This is a genomic window from Leptospira dzoumogneensis (genome assembly GCF_004770895.1).
GTDB classification, from domain to species: Bacteria; Spirochaetota; Leptospiria; order Leptospirales; family Leptospiraceae; genus Leptospira_B; species Leptospira_B dzoumogneensis.
In genome coordinates this window covers 396,233-411,349 of sequence record NZ_RQHS01000019.1, presented here as the reverse complement: position 1 = coordinate 411,349, position 15,117 = coordinate 396,233, and the positions used below count along the sequence as shown (strand labels likewise).

9 protein-coding genes are annotated in these 15,117 nt (G+C 40.9%); 3 read left to right on the top strand and 6 right to left on the bottom strand.

The features are described from left to right. Window positions 1-10: 10 nt before the first annotated feature. The gene (locus EHR06_RS15515) at window positions 11-3,940 is read left to right on the top strand and encodes a PAS domain S-box protein (protein ID WP_135757831.1); all 3,930 of its coding nucleotides are present in this window, start codon (window positions 11-13) and stop codon (window positions 3,938-3,940) included. 1 nt (window position 3,941) lies between these two features. Here EHR06_RS15515 and EHR06_RS15510 read toward each other — a convergent pair whose 3' ends face one another. Then, window positions 3,942-5,744: a methyl-accepting chemotaxis protein gene (locus EHR06_RS15510; RefSeq protein ID WP_135757830.1), complete on the bottom strand. Its 1,803-nt coding sequence runs from the start codon at window positions 5,742-5,744 to the stop codon at window positions 3,942-3,944. A gap of 62 nt (window positions 5,745-5,806) precedes the next feature. On the opposite strand from EHR06_RS15510, the gene EHR06_RS15505 reads away from it, so the two are divergent. Both EHR06_RS15505 and EHR06_RS15500 read left to right on the top strand, forming a co-directional pair. After that, window positions 5,807-7,168 carry an alkaline phosphatase D family protein gene (locus EHR06_RS15505; protein WP_425269505.1) on the top strand — a complete coding sequence of 454 codons (1,362 nt, stop codon included), beginning with the start codon at window positions 5,807-5,809 and terminating at the stop codon, window positions 7,166-7,168. Next, the gene (locus EHR06_RS15500; RefSeq protein ID WP_135757828.1) at window positions 7,165-8,022 is read left to right on the top strand and encodes an alpha/beta hydrolase; all 858 of its coding nucleotides are present in this window, start codon (window positions 7,165-7,167) and stop codon (window positions 8,020-8,022) included. The genes EHR06_RS15505 and EHR06_RS15500 overlap by 4 nt, the downstream gene beginning before the upstream one ends. Here the strand turns inward: EHR06_RS15500 and mtnP are convergent. The 5 genes from mtnP to acs all read right to left on the bottom strand — a co-directional run bounded on the left by mtnP (window position 8,013) and on the right by acs (window position 15,022). Further along, window positions 8,013-8,876, bottom strand: a complete 864-nt coding sequence (gene mtnP, locus EHR06_RS15495; RefSeq protein ID WP_135757827.1) for an S-methyl-5'-thioadenosine phosphorylase — start codon at window positions 8,874-8,876, stop codon at window positions 8,013-8,015. The genes EHR06_RS15500 and mtnP overlap by 10 nt on opposite strands. 80 nt (window positions 8,877-8,956) lie before the next feature. Further along, a complete protein-coding gene (locus EHR06_RS15490; RefSeq protein WP_135757826.1) occupies window positions 8,957-10,546 on the bottom strand; it encodes a methyl-accepting chemotaxis protein in 1,590 nt (529 codons plus the stop codon). Between the two features lie 47 nt (window positions 10,547-10,593). Further along, the gene (locus EHR06_RS15485; RefSeq protein ID WP_135757825.1) at window positions 10,594-12,201 is read right to left on the bottom strand and encodes a methyl-accepting chemotaxis protein; all 1,608 of its coding nucleotides are present in this window, start codon (window positions 12,199-12,201) and stop codon (window positions 10,594-10,596) included. Window positions 12,202-12,260: 59 nt separating this feature from the next. Further along, window positions 12,261-13,058, bottom strand: coding sequence for a cobalamin-binding protein (locus EHR06_RS15480; RefSeq protein WP_135757824.1), 798 nt, complete (start codon window positions 13,056-13,058; stop codon window positions 12,261-12,263). Then, window positions 13,055-15,022: an acetate--CoA ligase gene (gene acs, locus EHR06_RS15475; RefSeq protein ID WP_135757823.1), complete on the bottom strand. Its 1,968-nt coding sequence runs from the start codon at window positions 15,020-15,022 to the stop codon at window positions 13,055-13,057. The genes EHR06_RS15480 and acs overlap by 4 nt, the downstream gene beginning before the upstream one ends. Window positions 15,023-15,117 lie beyond the last annotated feature (95 nt).

Genomic DNA, 15,117 nt, shown 5'->3' with positions numbered 1-15,117 from the left:
TGATAAAAGTTTGGAATCTTCCCTTTCACAGCTCAATATCCTCAGGCAGTTTTTCGAAAGGATCGGGGACGGAGTTCTTGTATTTTCTTCTTCCGGAAATCTGATCGAAGCGAATCCGGCAGCATTACAGATCTTGGGCTATTCTTCCAAAGAGTTAAAAGAGATAGATTTTAATCTGATCTCGGATATTCGAAACGGGATTTTCGAATATCTCAAAAAAGAAGAAAAAACCAATTGGTATTTGGGTTATTTTTTACTTAAGACTAAAGAGATCAGAACATTCTATTGCCAAGGTTTTAAGATCCAGGGAGAAACAGATTCCGAAACTACAACATGGATCCATATTCGTTCCCCCAAACAACAAAGTGAACTTTCTAAAGAGGATATAACTCATCCGGAGATAGGATGGAGAGCTCTCGAAAAATTTTTCGATATGAATCCTTTGCCTATGGCGATCACAGAGATCGAAACAGGTAAATATCTAAAAGTAAACAGACAGTTTTGTATTCAGGTGAAATATTCTGAAGAAGAGATAGTCGGCAAAAATGCATTAGAACTAGGTTTCTGGAGCTCTGCAGAGACCAGAGCGGATATAGTAGAAGCCATCAAGAAAGAAGGTTTTGTCAGAGATATAGAATTACGTTTTACGAATAAACTAGGAGAAGAATTTTGGGGACTCTTCTCCGCTCACCCGATCGAATATGCAGGTTCTTTAAAACTACTCACGATCACAGTTCCCATCACGGACAGGGTAAAAGAAGAAGTAGAAAAACAAAAACTTTTAGACGAACTCAAAGAGAACCAAGAAATACTCAACCAGATCATTCGATTGAACCCGACTGCGATCACATTGTCTAAATCGGATGGGACTTATCTTGATGCAAACGATCTGTTCTTAAGCCTGATCGGAAAAACAAACGAAGAGATCATCGGTAAATCGCCGGCAGATCTAGGAGTTTATTACGATCTAAGCGACAGAGAAATTATCCGTGGACTTCTACTCCAAAAAGGTGCAGTAGATAATCTAGAAGTGAAGATGGGCACCGCAGACGGGAAGGTCCGGTCCATTCTATTCTCCGCTAGAGTGATAGAGGCAGGCGGTGAAAAAAAGATCCTAGCTGTAGGTCATGATATCACTCATATCAAAGAAGCCCAAGCGGATTTGGAAAATCTTGCTTCCGAGCTTGAAAAGAGTAAGGAACTTTTCCAAAGATTATTCCAATTGATCCCTTCCGCGGTGGTTCTTACCGATCTGACTTCCAGAAAGATCATAGATGTGAACGAAAGATTTTTGGAATTTATAAAACTCAAAAGATCCGAAGTAATCGGAAAACTTACGGTTGATATTAGGATCTGGGATTATGATCCGGATAGAAGGACGGAAATTTACAAACAGTTAGATGAGAAGGGAGAAGTCAGTAATATTGAGACTGTCTTCCGAGCTGCCGACGGAACTGCGATGCCTATCTTGTATTCGGGAAGGATCGTAAAATTAAACGGAAGACCTCATGTTATTTCTCTCGCAACGGATATTAGAGATCGTCTGGAAGCGGAAGAGCAGACGAGAAGACTGAATGCAGAGGTCCGGCATAATAAGGAGCTTTTTGAGAAAATTTTCCAAATGAATCCTGCCGCAGTTTCTCTTTCCGATCTGGAAACCGGAACTTACAGAGAGATTAACCAAGAATATTGTGAACTGATCGGATATACAAGAGAAGAGATCATAGGAAAAACTTCCTTCGAGCTGGGGATTTGGAAAGGCCCTTTAGATAGAGCAAAGATCCGCAAAGAACTAGAAGAATTCGGCTGGTCCAAAAATATAGAAGCTACAATCAACCGATCGGATAATACGGAAAGGCATGTAATTTCAGGAAACAGGGTGTTTAAGATAGGAGACAAGATGATGCTTCTTGCTCTTTTGATCGATGTCACCGACAAGAAAAAAGTAGAACAGGAAAGAGATCAGTATCTTTTACAATTAGAGGAGAGTAAGGATCTATTCGAGAAAGTATTCGATCTAAACCCGGATACGATCTGTATTTCCGATCTGGAAACAGGGAAATATATCAGTGTGAACTCGATGTTCTACGATCTATTCGGATACACGAAAGAAGAAGCAATCGGAAAGAACTCTATAGATCTGGGAATTTGGCCTGATCCTAATGTCAAACGTGAACTCATCAACCGGATGAAAGAAGAAGGTATATTAAGAGATCTTGATATACCTTTTATCAGAAAAGACGGGACTCGAGTGGATTCGATTTTTTCCGGCCGGATCGTAAACTTAGTCGGAAGACCTGCAATCGTTGCAATAACAAAGGACAATACTGCCGGAAAAGCAGCAGCGAGGGAAAAAGAGGAAGAGAACTTAAAAATTTCCGAACAGGCAAGAGTCCTTTTGAATATGGCGACAGATCCGGATTTTGCTTCCGGTAATATTTCCGCAGGTTTAAATAATATAGTCAAAATGTGCACGGAAACATTGGGATGTGACCGCGCATCCATTTGGCTTTTTTCAGATAGGGAAAAAACTATCTGGTCTTTGGTCTCAGGCTGGGATCAAAAGTTTCTGTCTTATATGGATCCATCCGTAATGGATCTCAAAGAATATCCTAAATATTTTTCTTCGATGAAGACTGAAAGATTAGTGGATGCATATGATGTGGTGAATGATCCAAGAACATCCGAGTTTGCGGAGTCTTACAGTATTCCTCTTGGGATCCAATCTTTGTTGAATGCTCCTATCTTCTTAAGAGGAGGGATTTACGGAGCCATCTGTTTAGAACATAGGGGTGTTCTTCGCAGATGGAAAGGTTTCGAGCAGCAGTTCGTAGTTACGGTTGCGGAACAAGTCACTCAGTTATTATTAAATTCCGAAAGAAGAGAAGCTAAAGAAGAACTAGAAAATGCAGTTCGTATCCGGACTTCGGAGTTGGCTTCCGCCTTAGACAATTTAAAGAAGACCCAGGACCAGCTTATCCTTTCCGAAAAAATGGCAGCGCTCGGACAGTTGGTCGCGGGTATCGCTCATGAGATCAATAATCCGTTAGGAGCCATCTCTGCTCTGAGCGGCGAATTGAGAGCTTATTTGGACTCTTCTCCGGAACGTTTGAAAAAATTGGGTCCGTTTTTTGCCGATGCAGAACCAAGTTATATAAAACGATTATCAGAGTTTATTCGTGCAGGAATTTCCAATAAAGAGATCCAAGTGTCTAGAGAAGAAAGAAGGAATGTTCTTAAAAAATTAAAAAATACTCTGAGCGAACTTGGTTTTGAAAATCCGTATGATCTAGCGGATAGATTGATGGATGTCGGATTATACCATTCTACGGAAGAATTCCCTGAAATTTTCCAGGCCAAGACGAATCTTGCACTTTTGGATTTTGCGATCGAAGAGATCCAAACATATAAGAATGCAGCATCCATTCGTCTGGCGGTAGACAGAACTTCTAAGATAGTGTATGCTCTTAAAAGTTTTGCTCATATCGATTCCGGGGAAGGCAAGATCGAAACTGATCTTGCGGAGAATATAGAAACTGTTCTTACAATCTATCATAACCAGATCAAAAACGGAGTAGAAGTAGAATTGGACTTCCAAGCGAGGCCGATCATCTACGCTTATCCGGATGACTTGATCCAGGTTTGGACAAACTTAATTTACAATTCTTTGCAAGCCATGCAGTTCAAAGGAAAGATCAAAATTTCGATTTTAGATTCCGACTCTGATGTTTCCGTTTTGATTTCGGATAACGGTCCCGGTATCTCGGCGGATATTAAATCTAAAATATTCGATCCTTTTTATACCACTAAGGCTCCCGGTGAAGGAAGCGGTCTAGGTCTGGATATTTCCAGAAGGATCGTTTTAAAACATGGAGGAAGAATAGAATTCAACTCGAAGCCTGGGAAGACGGTATTTAAGGTACTTCTTCCTAAGACTTGAATCAGGTTTTAAAAAACTCTACTTCTTTTTTCAAGGAACTCGCTTGATGAGCAAGCTTCTCTGCGAGAGAGTCGATATCATTTACTATTCCGTTCAAAAACTCGGTAGCTTCTGAAATACTTCCAATCGTTTTAGAGAATTCTAAAGAAGTCTGGGATTGTTCTTTTGTATGATTTCGGATCTCATCCGCGGATCGGATCAGTTCAGAAAACGCATTTTTTACCTGAGCGCTTGCCACCAATTGTGATTCGGACAAGGAAGAAACCTGCAAAATTCTTTCGGATGTATTTTGAGCAGTGTCGCCTATTCTTCTGAACGCGACTTCCGTATTTCCTAGAACTTCTCTTCCCGAGTTGGTTGCCTTTACCGCTTCTGCCAATGTTGCCCGGATCCTTTTTGCATTCTCTTGGGTCTGTTCTCCCAGTTTGGAAATCTCTTGGGCTACTACCGCAAAACCTTTTCCTGCTTCTCCTGCGCGGGCCGCTTCGATGGCGGCGTTTAAGGAAAGAAGTCCGATCCTATCCGTAATCTCATGGATCACATTTACACTCGCTTCCATTTTAGCGGTATTGGATTCTATTTCCGCCATTGCGTCTCGAGTGGATTGTAATGCGGATTCTCCATTAGAAGTTTCTAATCTCATTCTTTCCGCGTCATTTTTAGTATCCATTAGAGAAGTATGAACATTGCGGATCCTGTCCTCTAATTCGGCAAGCGATGCGGATGCTTGTTCTACGGTATCCGATTGGCTTTCAGCTCTGGAAGAAGTAGACTGAATGGATGCAGCAATTTCCTCCACACCTGAACTCATTTGTTCAGTGGATGCGGCCTGTTCCTGCATTTTTAAAGAAAGATCTTTAGTTCTTTCTTCCAAAACCTTGGAGCTTTGAGAGAGTTTTTCGGATTCTTTCATTACGGTTTTGACAACGATCCTAAGTCGTTTCACAAAATCATTCAGCATTTTGCTGCTTCTTCCCAACTCGTCCGTAGAAACCATAGGAAGAAGGATATCCAACTCACCTTGTGACATTTCCACAAACGCATTCATCATGTTTTTGGAATTCCTGCGAATACTAGCGGCCAATAAGTAGGAAGAAATGGTAAGAGTGATCACCATAAAAAGTATGGTAAGGGAAAGTGCTAAAGTGACATCTCCCAGTTTTAACCAACCGGAAGTCTCTTCTAGTAAGAGATAACCGAAGATCACAACAGGCAATAAAGTGATGGATGCGATCGTAGAAATGATCCTAGCAAAAATAGAAACTTTACGGATATCTTTTTCTTCTAATGGAAGCCCGTTCAATCTGTCGGACTCCAGCACTTCTGCAAGAACCGATTCGGTCAAAAAGAAATGGGAAATTCCTAAAGTAGGATAAATGATCAGAGGTAAGAGTAAAAATGGAGCTGATTCGAAAAATTGAGGAATGAAGAAAAAGTGCATTAATTTCCAAGCCGTAGGAATTCCATAACTCCATTGAATTAAATAGAATCCCGAGTTTAACAAAGGAAAATTCAGTAACTTTCTTTTTACTTCGACCTTTCCCTTTGTGTTCAGCTTTTCCCAATTAGCCGGTTCCAGGTTTGATAAGAGTTTTCCCAAATACAAGAATCGGACCGTAGGAAAAAAATAAGAACTGAGCAGTGCGATCGTGGAGGATCCGATCAATGCGATCGCCTTATTAAAGTCATACGCTCCAGCCGCTATAATGAATAGAACTGCCAAAGGGACGGCAAGAACTGAAGTTAGCAGCTCCAGGCCTAAGGTCAGTCTCCATCTGAGTTTTCTAGATTCTCCCCTCGTCATTTCCGTTCTTTCCCTTTTTTTTGATTTGAAAGAAGCTTAAGGCTTCAAGATATTTCATGACAATGAGACGCATATCGCTTTTATCATCCACCTCTTTGTTGATTTTACTGTTTGGATTCTTTTACATCGATTTCGCAATTTATGGAAAAAGTCAGTCAACCGACACAGCTTCGCCTTCGAGTATCCAATCGGGGCCGATGTTAGGTTACTCAACTCATAAAGAAGTGAAAATTTGGGTTCAGACTAAGAATCCTTCTAAAGTGTACGCGAAATATTTTATTTCCGGAAACCCGGAACAAAGTCATATAACTCGTGAAGTAAATACGGAACATTATAAGGGAAATGTCGCCCATTTGATTGCCGACGTATTGGAACCCGGGAAAATATATGAATATATAATTTATGTAAACGGAAAATACCAAGAACCTAAGTCGGAACAAAAATTTAGAGCACAACCTATTTGGATAGGAAAACAAAGCGGACCACCCGATATCAAATTTGCTTTGGGAAGTTGTGCATTCGTAAATGATCCTAAGTATGATACTCAAGTAAAACCTTACGGAGGAGAATACTTTATCTACGGATCCATCTCCGCTCAAAAGCCCGACTTCATGCTTTGGATGGGAGATAATATTTATCTAAGAGAACCTGATTGGGAATCCAGGACCGGATTTATTTACCGTTATACTGAACAAAGATCCTTGAAGGAACTACAACCGCTTCTTGCAAATGTCCATCATTATGCTGTTTGGGATGATCATGATTGGGGACCGAATGACGGAGATGCCTCCTTTTGGATGGGCGCCACTGCAGAAGAAATTTTCAAACTGTTCTGGGCGAATCCGAACTATTCAAAAAAAGGAATATATGGTTCTTTCACCTGGGGAGATGCACAATTCTTTTTGATGGACGATCGCAGTTTTAGGACTGCGAACGATAATAAAACCGGATCCAGATCGTTTTTCGGAGAAGAGCAATTAGACTGGCTGGTGAATGGATTAGCATTCTCCAAAGCGACTTTTAAGTTTGTGGTAGTAGGAGGTCAGGTCTTAAATCCGTTATCCGTTTTTGAAAATTATTCCACATATGCGGAAGAAAGGGAAAAACTTCTTTCCAAAATCTCCAAATTGAAGATAAAAAACCTGGTATTTTTGACCGGAGACAGGCACTTTACGGAATTATCATATATTCAGGAAGGATTCGAATATCCAATATATGATTTTACAGTTTCACCTTTGACTTCTTCCACTCATGCGCCGATTACCGAAAAAAATCCGTTAAGGATAGAAGGCACAATGGTGGATGATAAAAGGAATTTCGGAACGATAGAAATTACCGGCCCTTTAAAACAAAGGAACTTGGTATTTAGGGTTTTTGATTCTGCCGGAAAAGAACTTTGGACCAGAGAAATTAAGGCCAAATGAAAATCCAAAAGTTTATGTTATATCTTCTCTCGGTCATATTTATACTTTTTCTAGGGCTTTTCGGCTTGTTGTATTCAAATCAGGACAAGCTGATCTTCTTCCCGGAAATTTTGCCCGAAGACTTTCAGTTTTCTTTTCCTTATACTTTCCAAGAAGTTTCTTTGGAATTGGAAAATGGAGAGAAGATATACGCATTATTCTTTCCTGCTCAAGGGCCTTCTAAGGGAACGGTTCTTTATTTTCACGGAAACGCGGGCAGTTTGAGAAGCTGGGGAGGAGTCGCAGAGGACTTTGTTCCTAGAGGCTGGGACCTTCTCATGACGGATTATAGAGGTTACGGTAAAAGCAGGGCCAAACTAAGTGAGAAGGGAATGTACCAGGATGCGGAACGCTGGTATGAATACCTAAAAACGGATAAATTAAAAAAAGAGAATGAGATCATTCTTTATGGAAGATCTATCGGGACTGGAGTTGTGGTGGATTTAGGGACCAAAACAAATCCCGGTTATATTATATTAGAAACTCCTTATACTTCTTTGGCGGATCTGGCAAAAGAATATTATCCTTTCGTGCCTGAATGGTTTTTGGCGTATTCTCTCAAATCCGAAAATAAGATCAGAAAAATACATTCTACTGCAACGATCATACATGGGAACGAAGACGAGATCGTTCCTTTTCGACAAGGAAGGAAATTATTCAAAACAGCTTTGGAATCAGGAGTAAAAATAGAATTTCTGGAAATAGAAGGAGGGAATCATAATAATCTCTCCTTCTTTCCCGAATACCAAAAGGGATTGGCTAAAATTTTAGAATCGGTCCATCTAAACCGAAGAAAATCAAATTCTCAGAAATAATCCGGGAATAACACTTTCAGTTTTGCGACTGTATCCGGGTTTCTACGTTCCGGAGCAGTGATGATAGAATACTTAGTGCTATTTTTCAGACTTAGATCATCTCCGTTTCCAAGTGCAGGGATCAAAGCGCTTAAAAGTTTTTTGGCATTTTCCGCGTTCTTTCCTAAGTTTGCCATCACCATTTCCGCAGTGACTGCTTCCTCATTCTCTCTCCAACAATCGTAGTCGGTGGACATACAAACCATTTGATAAGCGATCTCGGCTTCTCTTGCAAGTTTTGCTTCCGGAAGAACGCTCATATTGATGATGTCTCCACCCCAAGAACGATACATATGAGATTCTGCTCTTGTGGAGAATAGAGGACCTTCCATACAAACCAAAGTTTTGTTTTGGTGGATCTGAAGATTTACTTTTGCAGCAGCTTTGCTGATCCTATCGGTTAAGTTTTTGGAAAAAGGATCTGCGAAAGGAGCGTGAGCCACCACACCTTTTCCGAAGAAAGTGGACTCTCTTCCTCTAGTTCTGTCTATGATCTGACTTGGAAGAACGAAATCCAAAGGTTTGATCTCTTCTCTCAAACTTCCGACGGAGCTGAATGCTACTATCTCTTCTACTCCTAAAATTTTAAGAGCACAAATATTCGCCTTCATTGGGACTTCGTGAGGCATGATAAAATGTCCCACACCATGGCGGGGTAAGAATGCGATCAGTTTGTCATGGATCTTTCCGATCTTGATCGTGTCGGAGGGTTTGCCCCAGGGAGTTTCCGGAAGAACTTCTTCTACAAGTTCCATTCCATCAAGGCTATAGAGACCCGTGCCTCCGATAACTGCAGCTTTTACTTTAGTCCCCATATCCTTCTCCTCTCAATCGGAATAAATTCCATATATCGAAATATGGGCTCGGTTGTAAAGAAGAAGGAAACGAAAAGGCCTTAGGAATTACCGCTCAATACTTTAAGTTCGGAGGCCTTTGTTTTGATCCGATCAATCTCAGAGTTTAAGTTGGCCGAATCTTCGTTAATTTCATTAATATCTTTTTCTAATTGGGACATGGTCCGTATCATTTCCTTTTGGCCCAAGGACTGTTCTTTTTCGGATTCATGGATCTCACTCGAAACTGATTTGATACTTTCCAATTCACTTAAGAATTTGCGGATAATATTTCTCTGTTCCAAATAAAGTTTATTCATCTGGACGATCCTGTCGGAAGTTTCTAAGATCTTAAATTTTTGTTTTTCAGTCAGATCTCCCGTTTCTGCAGAAGCGCTTTTTGCTTCTTGGATAAAACTCTGGGACTGTCTTACGATTGTGGAGATGGATTTTGCATTCTCTGAAGTGAAGTCCGCAAGTTTACTTACCTCGTTTGCTACTACTGCGAATCCTCTTCCTGCTTCTCCTGCTCTTGCCGCCTCGATAGATGCGTTTAATGCGAGAAGGTTCGTTTTATCCGCAATCTCTCCCATGATCTGGTTGATCTGATCCACTTTGTCGAATGAACCTGCGATGTCCGCCAGATAGGATTTTGTTTTTTCAGCGGCGATGGTAACATTCTCCATATCCGCTTTATTATCATTTGCGAATGTAGAAAGAGCCTCGCTGTAACCCGTGATATTTGAAACTATTTCTCCTAATTTTTTGGAATCATCCGCAAGTTCGCTTAAACTTGCATTCTGCGATTCAATAGATCTAGAAGTATTTGTAGAAGCAGCGGAAAGTTCTTCTAATACGGCGTTCACTTCTTCCAGGGCGGCTGCCTGGGATTCCATTTTCTCTCCGGTGCGATTGATGAATTCCGCGAATTTAACGATGGAATCTTCTAAACTAATCGCAGAATCTTTAATGATTCTTTGGTTCTCACTTAATTTTTCGAGTAGATCTTTGGAATCAGTATAGAGGCGGTTTCCTTCTACAGTTAACCTTAAGAACAATCTCATCAACTGAGCGAGTATCACACTCGCAACAAATATGAACGCAATTTTGATGATCTCGGTAGAGCCGCTTATATTATAGGGAAGTTTTGCTTCTTCTACATCCATCACGAATCCTACACCATTTTTAAGGGCGCATACAAGAGCAATTATTGCTCCCGCAGTGGAGAATGCTCCCACGATCAAAACGAAGATCCTTTCTCCTAAAAGACAGGAGTAGATCATGATATAAAAATAAATGAAGAATAATACCACGTTCTTCAAAGTTCCAGCCGCCACGTCCGGAGAAACGAAAGTATCCAAGATCAAGGTGGCGCTTAGAACATTCACATCGAATAACACGAAAAGTTTGTGGAATCCGATGGACATATTCCTTTTACGATTCACTACAAAATTGAAAATGCAGTAGATTCCCATGAAAGCAGTGCCGCCTGCATGGACCATAAATTGTAAGGGCTGGAAACTTTTATAAGCTCCCGCTAAGGAAATGATAAAAAGTATGACCAAACCTAATCGGATCCGATTGATCACAATAGCGCCATTCTTCCAGATCTGCAGGATCGTGGACTCTGTTTTTAGATGGGAAGTTTCCATCCATCAATAGACGGAATTTCCCGGACTAGACTAACGTTGTGTTAGGTTTATTCTGAAGAATGTCCACTCAATACTCTTAACTCGGAAGCCTGAGTATTGATCTTGTCGATCTCGGTGTTCAGTTTGTTGGATTCTTCACTGATCTCGTTTATGTCTTTTTCCAACTGGCTCATCGTCTTCATCAATTCGTTCTGACCCAAGGTTTGTTCCTTGGTGGATTCCAGAATATCAGTGGATGCGGATTTGATCGTATCCAATTCATTTAGAAAACTTTTAAGGATAAATTTTTGCTCCTTATAGAGCTCGTTCATTTGGACGATACGATCGGTGGTCTGGATCAGTTTGAATTTTTGTTTTTCAGTCAGATCTCCGGTTTCTGCGGAAGCAACCTTTGCCTCGTTGATAAAACTTTGGGATTGTTTTACGATAGAAGAAATGGACTTTGCGTTTTCGGAAGTGAAGTCCGCGAGCTTACTTACCTCGTTTGCCACTACGGCAAATCCTCTTCCTGCGACACCTGCTCTTGCTGCCTCGATAGATGCGTTCAATGCGAGAAGATTTGTTTTATCCGCGATCTCTCCCATGATCTGATTGATCTCGTCCACTCTGTTGAATGAATTTGCAATGTCTGCGAGATATGAATTCGTTTTTTCGGCCGCAATGGTAACATTCTCCATATCCGCTTTGTTCTCTTCCGCGAATACGGAAAGTGTTTCGCTGTATTCCGTAATATCTCCTATGATCCTGCCCAACTTTTGAGAATTAGAAGAGAGCCCCGAAATACTTTCGTTCTGAGTTTCAATCGATTGAGTATTATTGATGGAAGAAGCGGAAAGTTCTTCTAATACCGCGTTTACCTCTTCCAAAGCGGCGGCTTGGGATTCCATCTTTTCTCCGGTCCTTGCAATATAGCCTGCAAATTCTTTAATAGATGTTTCTAAGTTTTCTGCTGAGTTGCGAATGATATTTTGGTTATCTTTAATTTGAGTTAAGAATACCTGGGACTCTCCGAATAATCTGGAACCTTCTGCGGTTAGATTTTCGAATAATCTCATCAATTGGTACAAGATCACACTTGCAGTGATCATAAAACCGATCTTTACGATTTGAACCGAGAAGATCAAAGTGTCGGGATCTTTGGACTTGCTTGCATTTTCAGTCAGCACAAGCCCGCTTTTCCAGCCTACATAAAGTGCGATTGCGACTCCGATAGCTGTTAATAGACCGATTAGAAGTACGAACTTTTTTTCTCCTAGTAAGGAAGAATAGATCATTATATAAAAATAAATGAAGAATAGGATCATGTTTGCGAGAGTATCTCTTGCTACGACCGCATCTATACTACAGTCGGCAGCCATGATCGCGGAGAGAATGATCACGTCCAAAATCACCAGTGTCTTTTGGAATTTGATCCCGACCCTTCCTCCTCTCGCCAGGAAAAATTCGAAAATACAATACAGTGCCATCAAACCTGTTCCGACGGAATGAGCGATTACCTGAGTAGGGTGGTTTGTTTTAGAGACCCCGATCAATGTTAGGATAAAAAGAACTACTAGTCCTAAGCGGATCCGGTTGATAACGATAGCACCGTTCGTCCAGATTTTTGCTATAGATGATTCTTTAGAGATCGCGGAACTTACCATGGAATTCATCATTCACCTTCCGGCAGATTTGATTTTGATTTATTAAATTCGCCTAATATTATGTTCGGAACTTAAGAAAGAGAAGTTCTCACTTCTTCTAAGATCCGATCCATTACCAGGATACCTTCTTCAAATAAGGCAGGTCCCGGTTGTAAAATGATCGCAGGGTCCATTTCGAAAATTTTATCGTTTTTGACCGCAGGAATATCTTTCCATTCTTCTCTGGTGCGTACCCATTCGAAGTCCATAGGTTTTCCGCACCAGCTCCCGATGATCAGGTCAGGTTTTGTATCCGCTACTTCATGTAGACTTATGATCCTGTCTTTGGCCAAGGATTTTTCCTTCAAGTGGCCGAAACAATCTATTGCTCCTACGATCTCCAATAATTCGGAGACCCATCTGATCCCTGTGATGATCGGATGATCCCATTCTTGGAAAAACACTTTAAGTTTAGGTTTAGAAGAAGAACGTTCTTTGATCTCGTTTAATCTTTTTTTATAAGACTCCACGAGTTTAGAAACCTGTTCCGATTTTCCGATCAATGACCCCACCATCAAAATGGTTTGGAAAATTTCCTCCAAACTTCTTTGGTTGGTGATCAGAACATTCAGACCTTCTTTTATCAGATCATGAGAAAGTTGTGCCTGAATATCCGAGAAACCGACCACCAGATCAGGATTTAGCTCCTTGATCTTCTTTATGTTTCCGTTAATAAATGCGGAAACTCTAGGCTTTTCTTCTTTTGCCTGAGGAGGTCTTTCCGTATATGCGGAGATTCCTACGATACGATCTTCTTCTCCTAATAAATAGAGAAGTTCAGTAGTCTCTTCAGTTAAACATACGATTCTTTGCGGACCGATTTTATTCAACTGTGATACTTCTTCTTATCATCTATTAATTTTTCCACTACACTTGGATCTGCTAAGGTTGAAATATCTCCCAAACCTTCGAATTCACTTGATGCGATCTTGCGTAAGATCCTTCTCATAATTTTTCCGGATCTGGTTTTAGGAAGTCCAGGCGCCCAATGGATCACGTCAGGTCTTGCGATCTTTCCGATCATTTTTTCGACAGTAGCGATCAGTTCTTTTTTAAGAGAGTCATTCGTGGTCACACCTTCTTTCACTGTGACGTACGCATAAATTCCCTGACCCTTGATATCATGTGGAAATCCTACAACCGCTGCTTCCGCTACGGAAAGATTTTCCACAAGTGCGCTTTCCACTTCTGCGGAGCCGATCCTATGACCTGATACGTTGATCACATCGTCTACACGACCGGTGATCCAATAATATCCGTCCTTATCCCTTCTTGCTCCGTCTCCGGTAAAATAATAACCTTTATAAATGGAGAAGTAGGTATCGAAAAATCTTTTCGGGTCCTTAAACACTCCTCTCATCATAGAAGGCCAAGGAGATTTGATTGCAAGATTTCCCGAAACCTCTCCCTTAGAGTTGATCTCCTTTCCTTCATCATCTAAAAGAACAGGTTGTACTCCGAAGAACGGAAGAGTTGCAGACCCGGGTTTTTGAGCGATTGCACCAGGCAAAGGAGAGATCATGATCGCACCGGTTTCTGTCTGCCACCAAGTATCTACAACAGGGCATTTGGATTTTCCAACATGTTTAAAATACCATTCCCAGGCTTCGGGATTGATAGGTTCTCCTACGGATCCGATCAATCTAAGAGAGCTTAGGTTTCTTTTTTCGATAGGATCTGTTCCTTCTCTCATCAAAGAACGGATCGCTGTAGGTGCAGTATAAAATACTGTGACTCCATGTTTATCGATCACATCCCAGAATCTTCCCACATCAGGATATGTAGGAACTCCTTCAAACATGATAGAAGTAGCCCCGTTAGAAAGTGGACCGTACACTAGATAACTATGACCTGTTACCCAACCTATATCCGCGGTACACCAATATGTATCCGTAGGTTTAATATCGAAAACATAATGAAAGGTCATATTGACCCCTAGAAGATATCCTCCAGTAGTATGAAGAACTCCTTTCGGTTTTCCGGTAGAGCCCGAGGTATATAGAATGAACAAAGGATCTTCCGAATCCATTTGCTCCGGCTTACAATATGCAGGAAGATTTGGATCATTCATTAGATAATGCCACCAACGATCCCTTCCTTCTTTCCAATTCAGCTCCGTTTCTTGGCCGGTCCTTCTGATCACGATCACATTATTTACTTTTTCGGAAGATTGGTCCAAAGCAGTATCTACCGCTTTTTTTAGCTCCAGACTTTTGCCGCCTCTATAACCGCCGTCGGAAGTTATGATGAGTCTAGGTTTACAATCTTCTATCCTGCTTTGTAGAGCTTCCGGAGAAAAACCTCCGAACACCACCGAATGGATCGCACCGATCCGAGTACATGCAAGAATTGTAATGGCAAGTTCCGGGATCATAGGCAGATATACCATGACCACATCACCTTTTCTGATGCCTGAATTTTTCAGAACGTTTGCGAACTTATTCACTTCACGATACAGATCGTAATAAGTGTAAGTTTTGGATTCTTGAGGGTTGTCTCCTTCCCAAATGATCGCCGCCTTATTTTTTAAGGGGGTATCTATATAACGATCCAAACAATTATAAGAGACATTGATCTTGCCTCCCTCGAACCATTTTACTTTTGCATTCTTAAAATCGTGATCTAAAACCTTATTCCATTTTTTGAACCAGGTAAGCCGGGTAGAAGCTTCTCTGGCCCAGAACTTTTTAGGGTTCTCTATGGATTCTTTGTATAATGCCTTATAATCTTTGAGGTTGATATTTGCCGTTTTTTTGAAATCAGCGAACGGCTGGACGATTCTTTCTTTCGACATGGCTTATTCCTTCGCAATCGAATAAGAAACTTTTTAATTTCAGTATTGTCCACTCATTCTCCAACCTACTTATAAGAGAGTTTTTATATAAAATC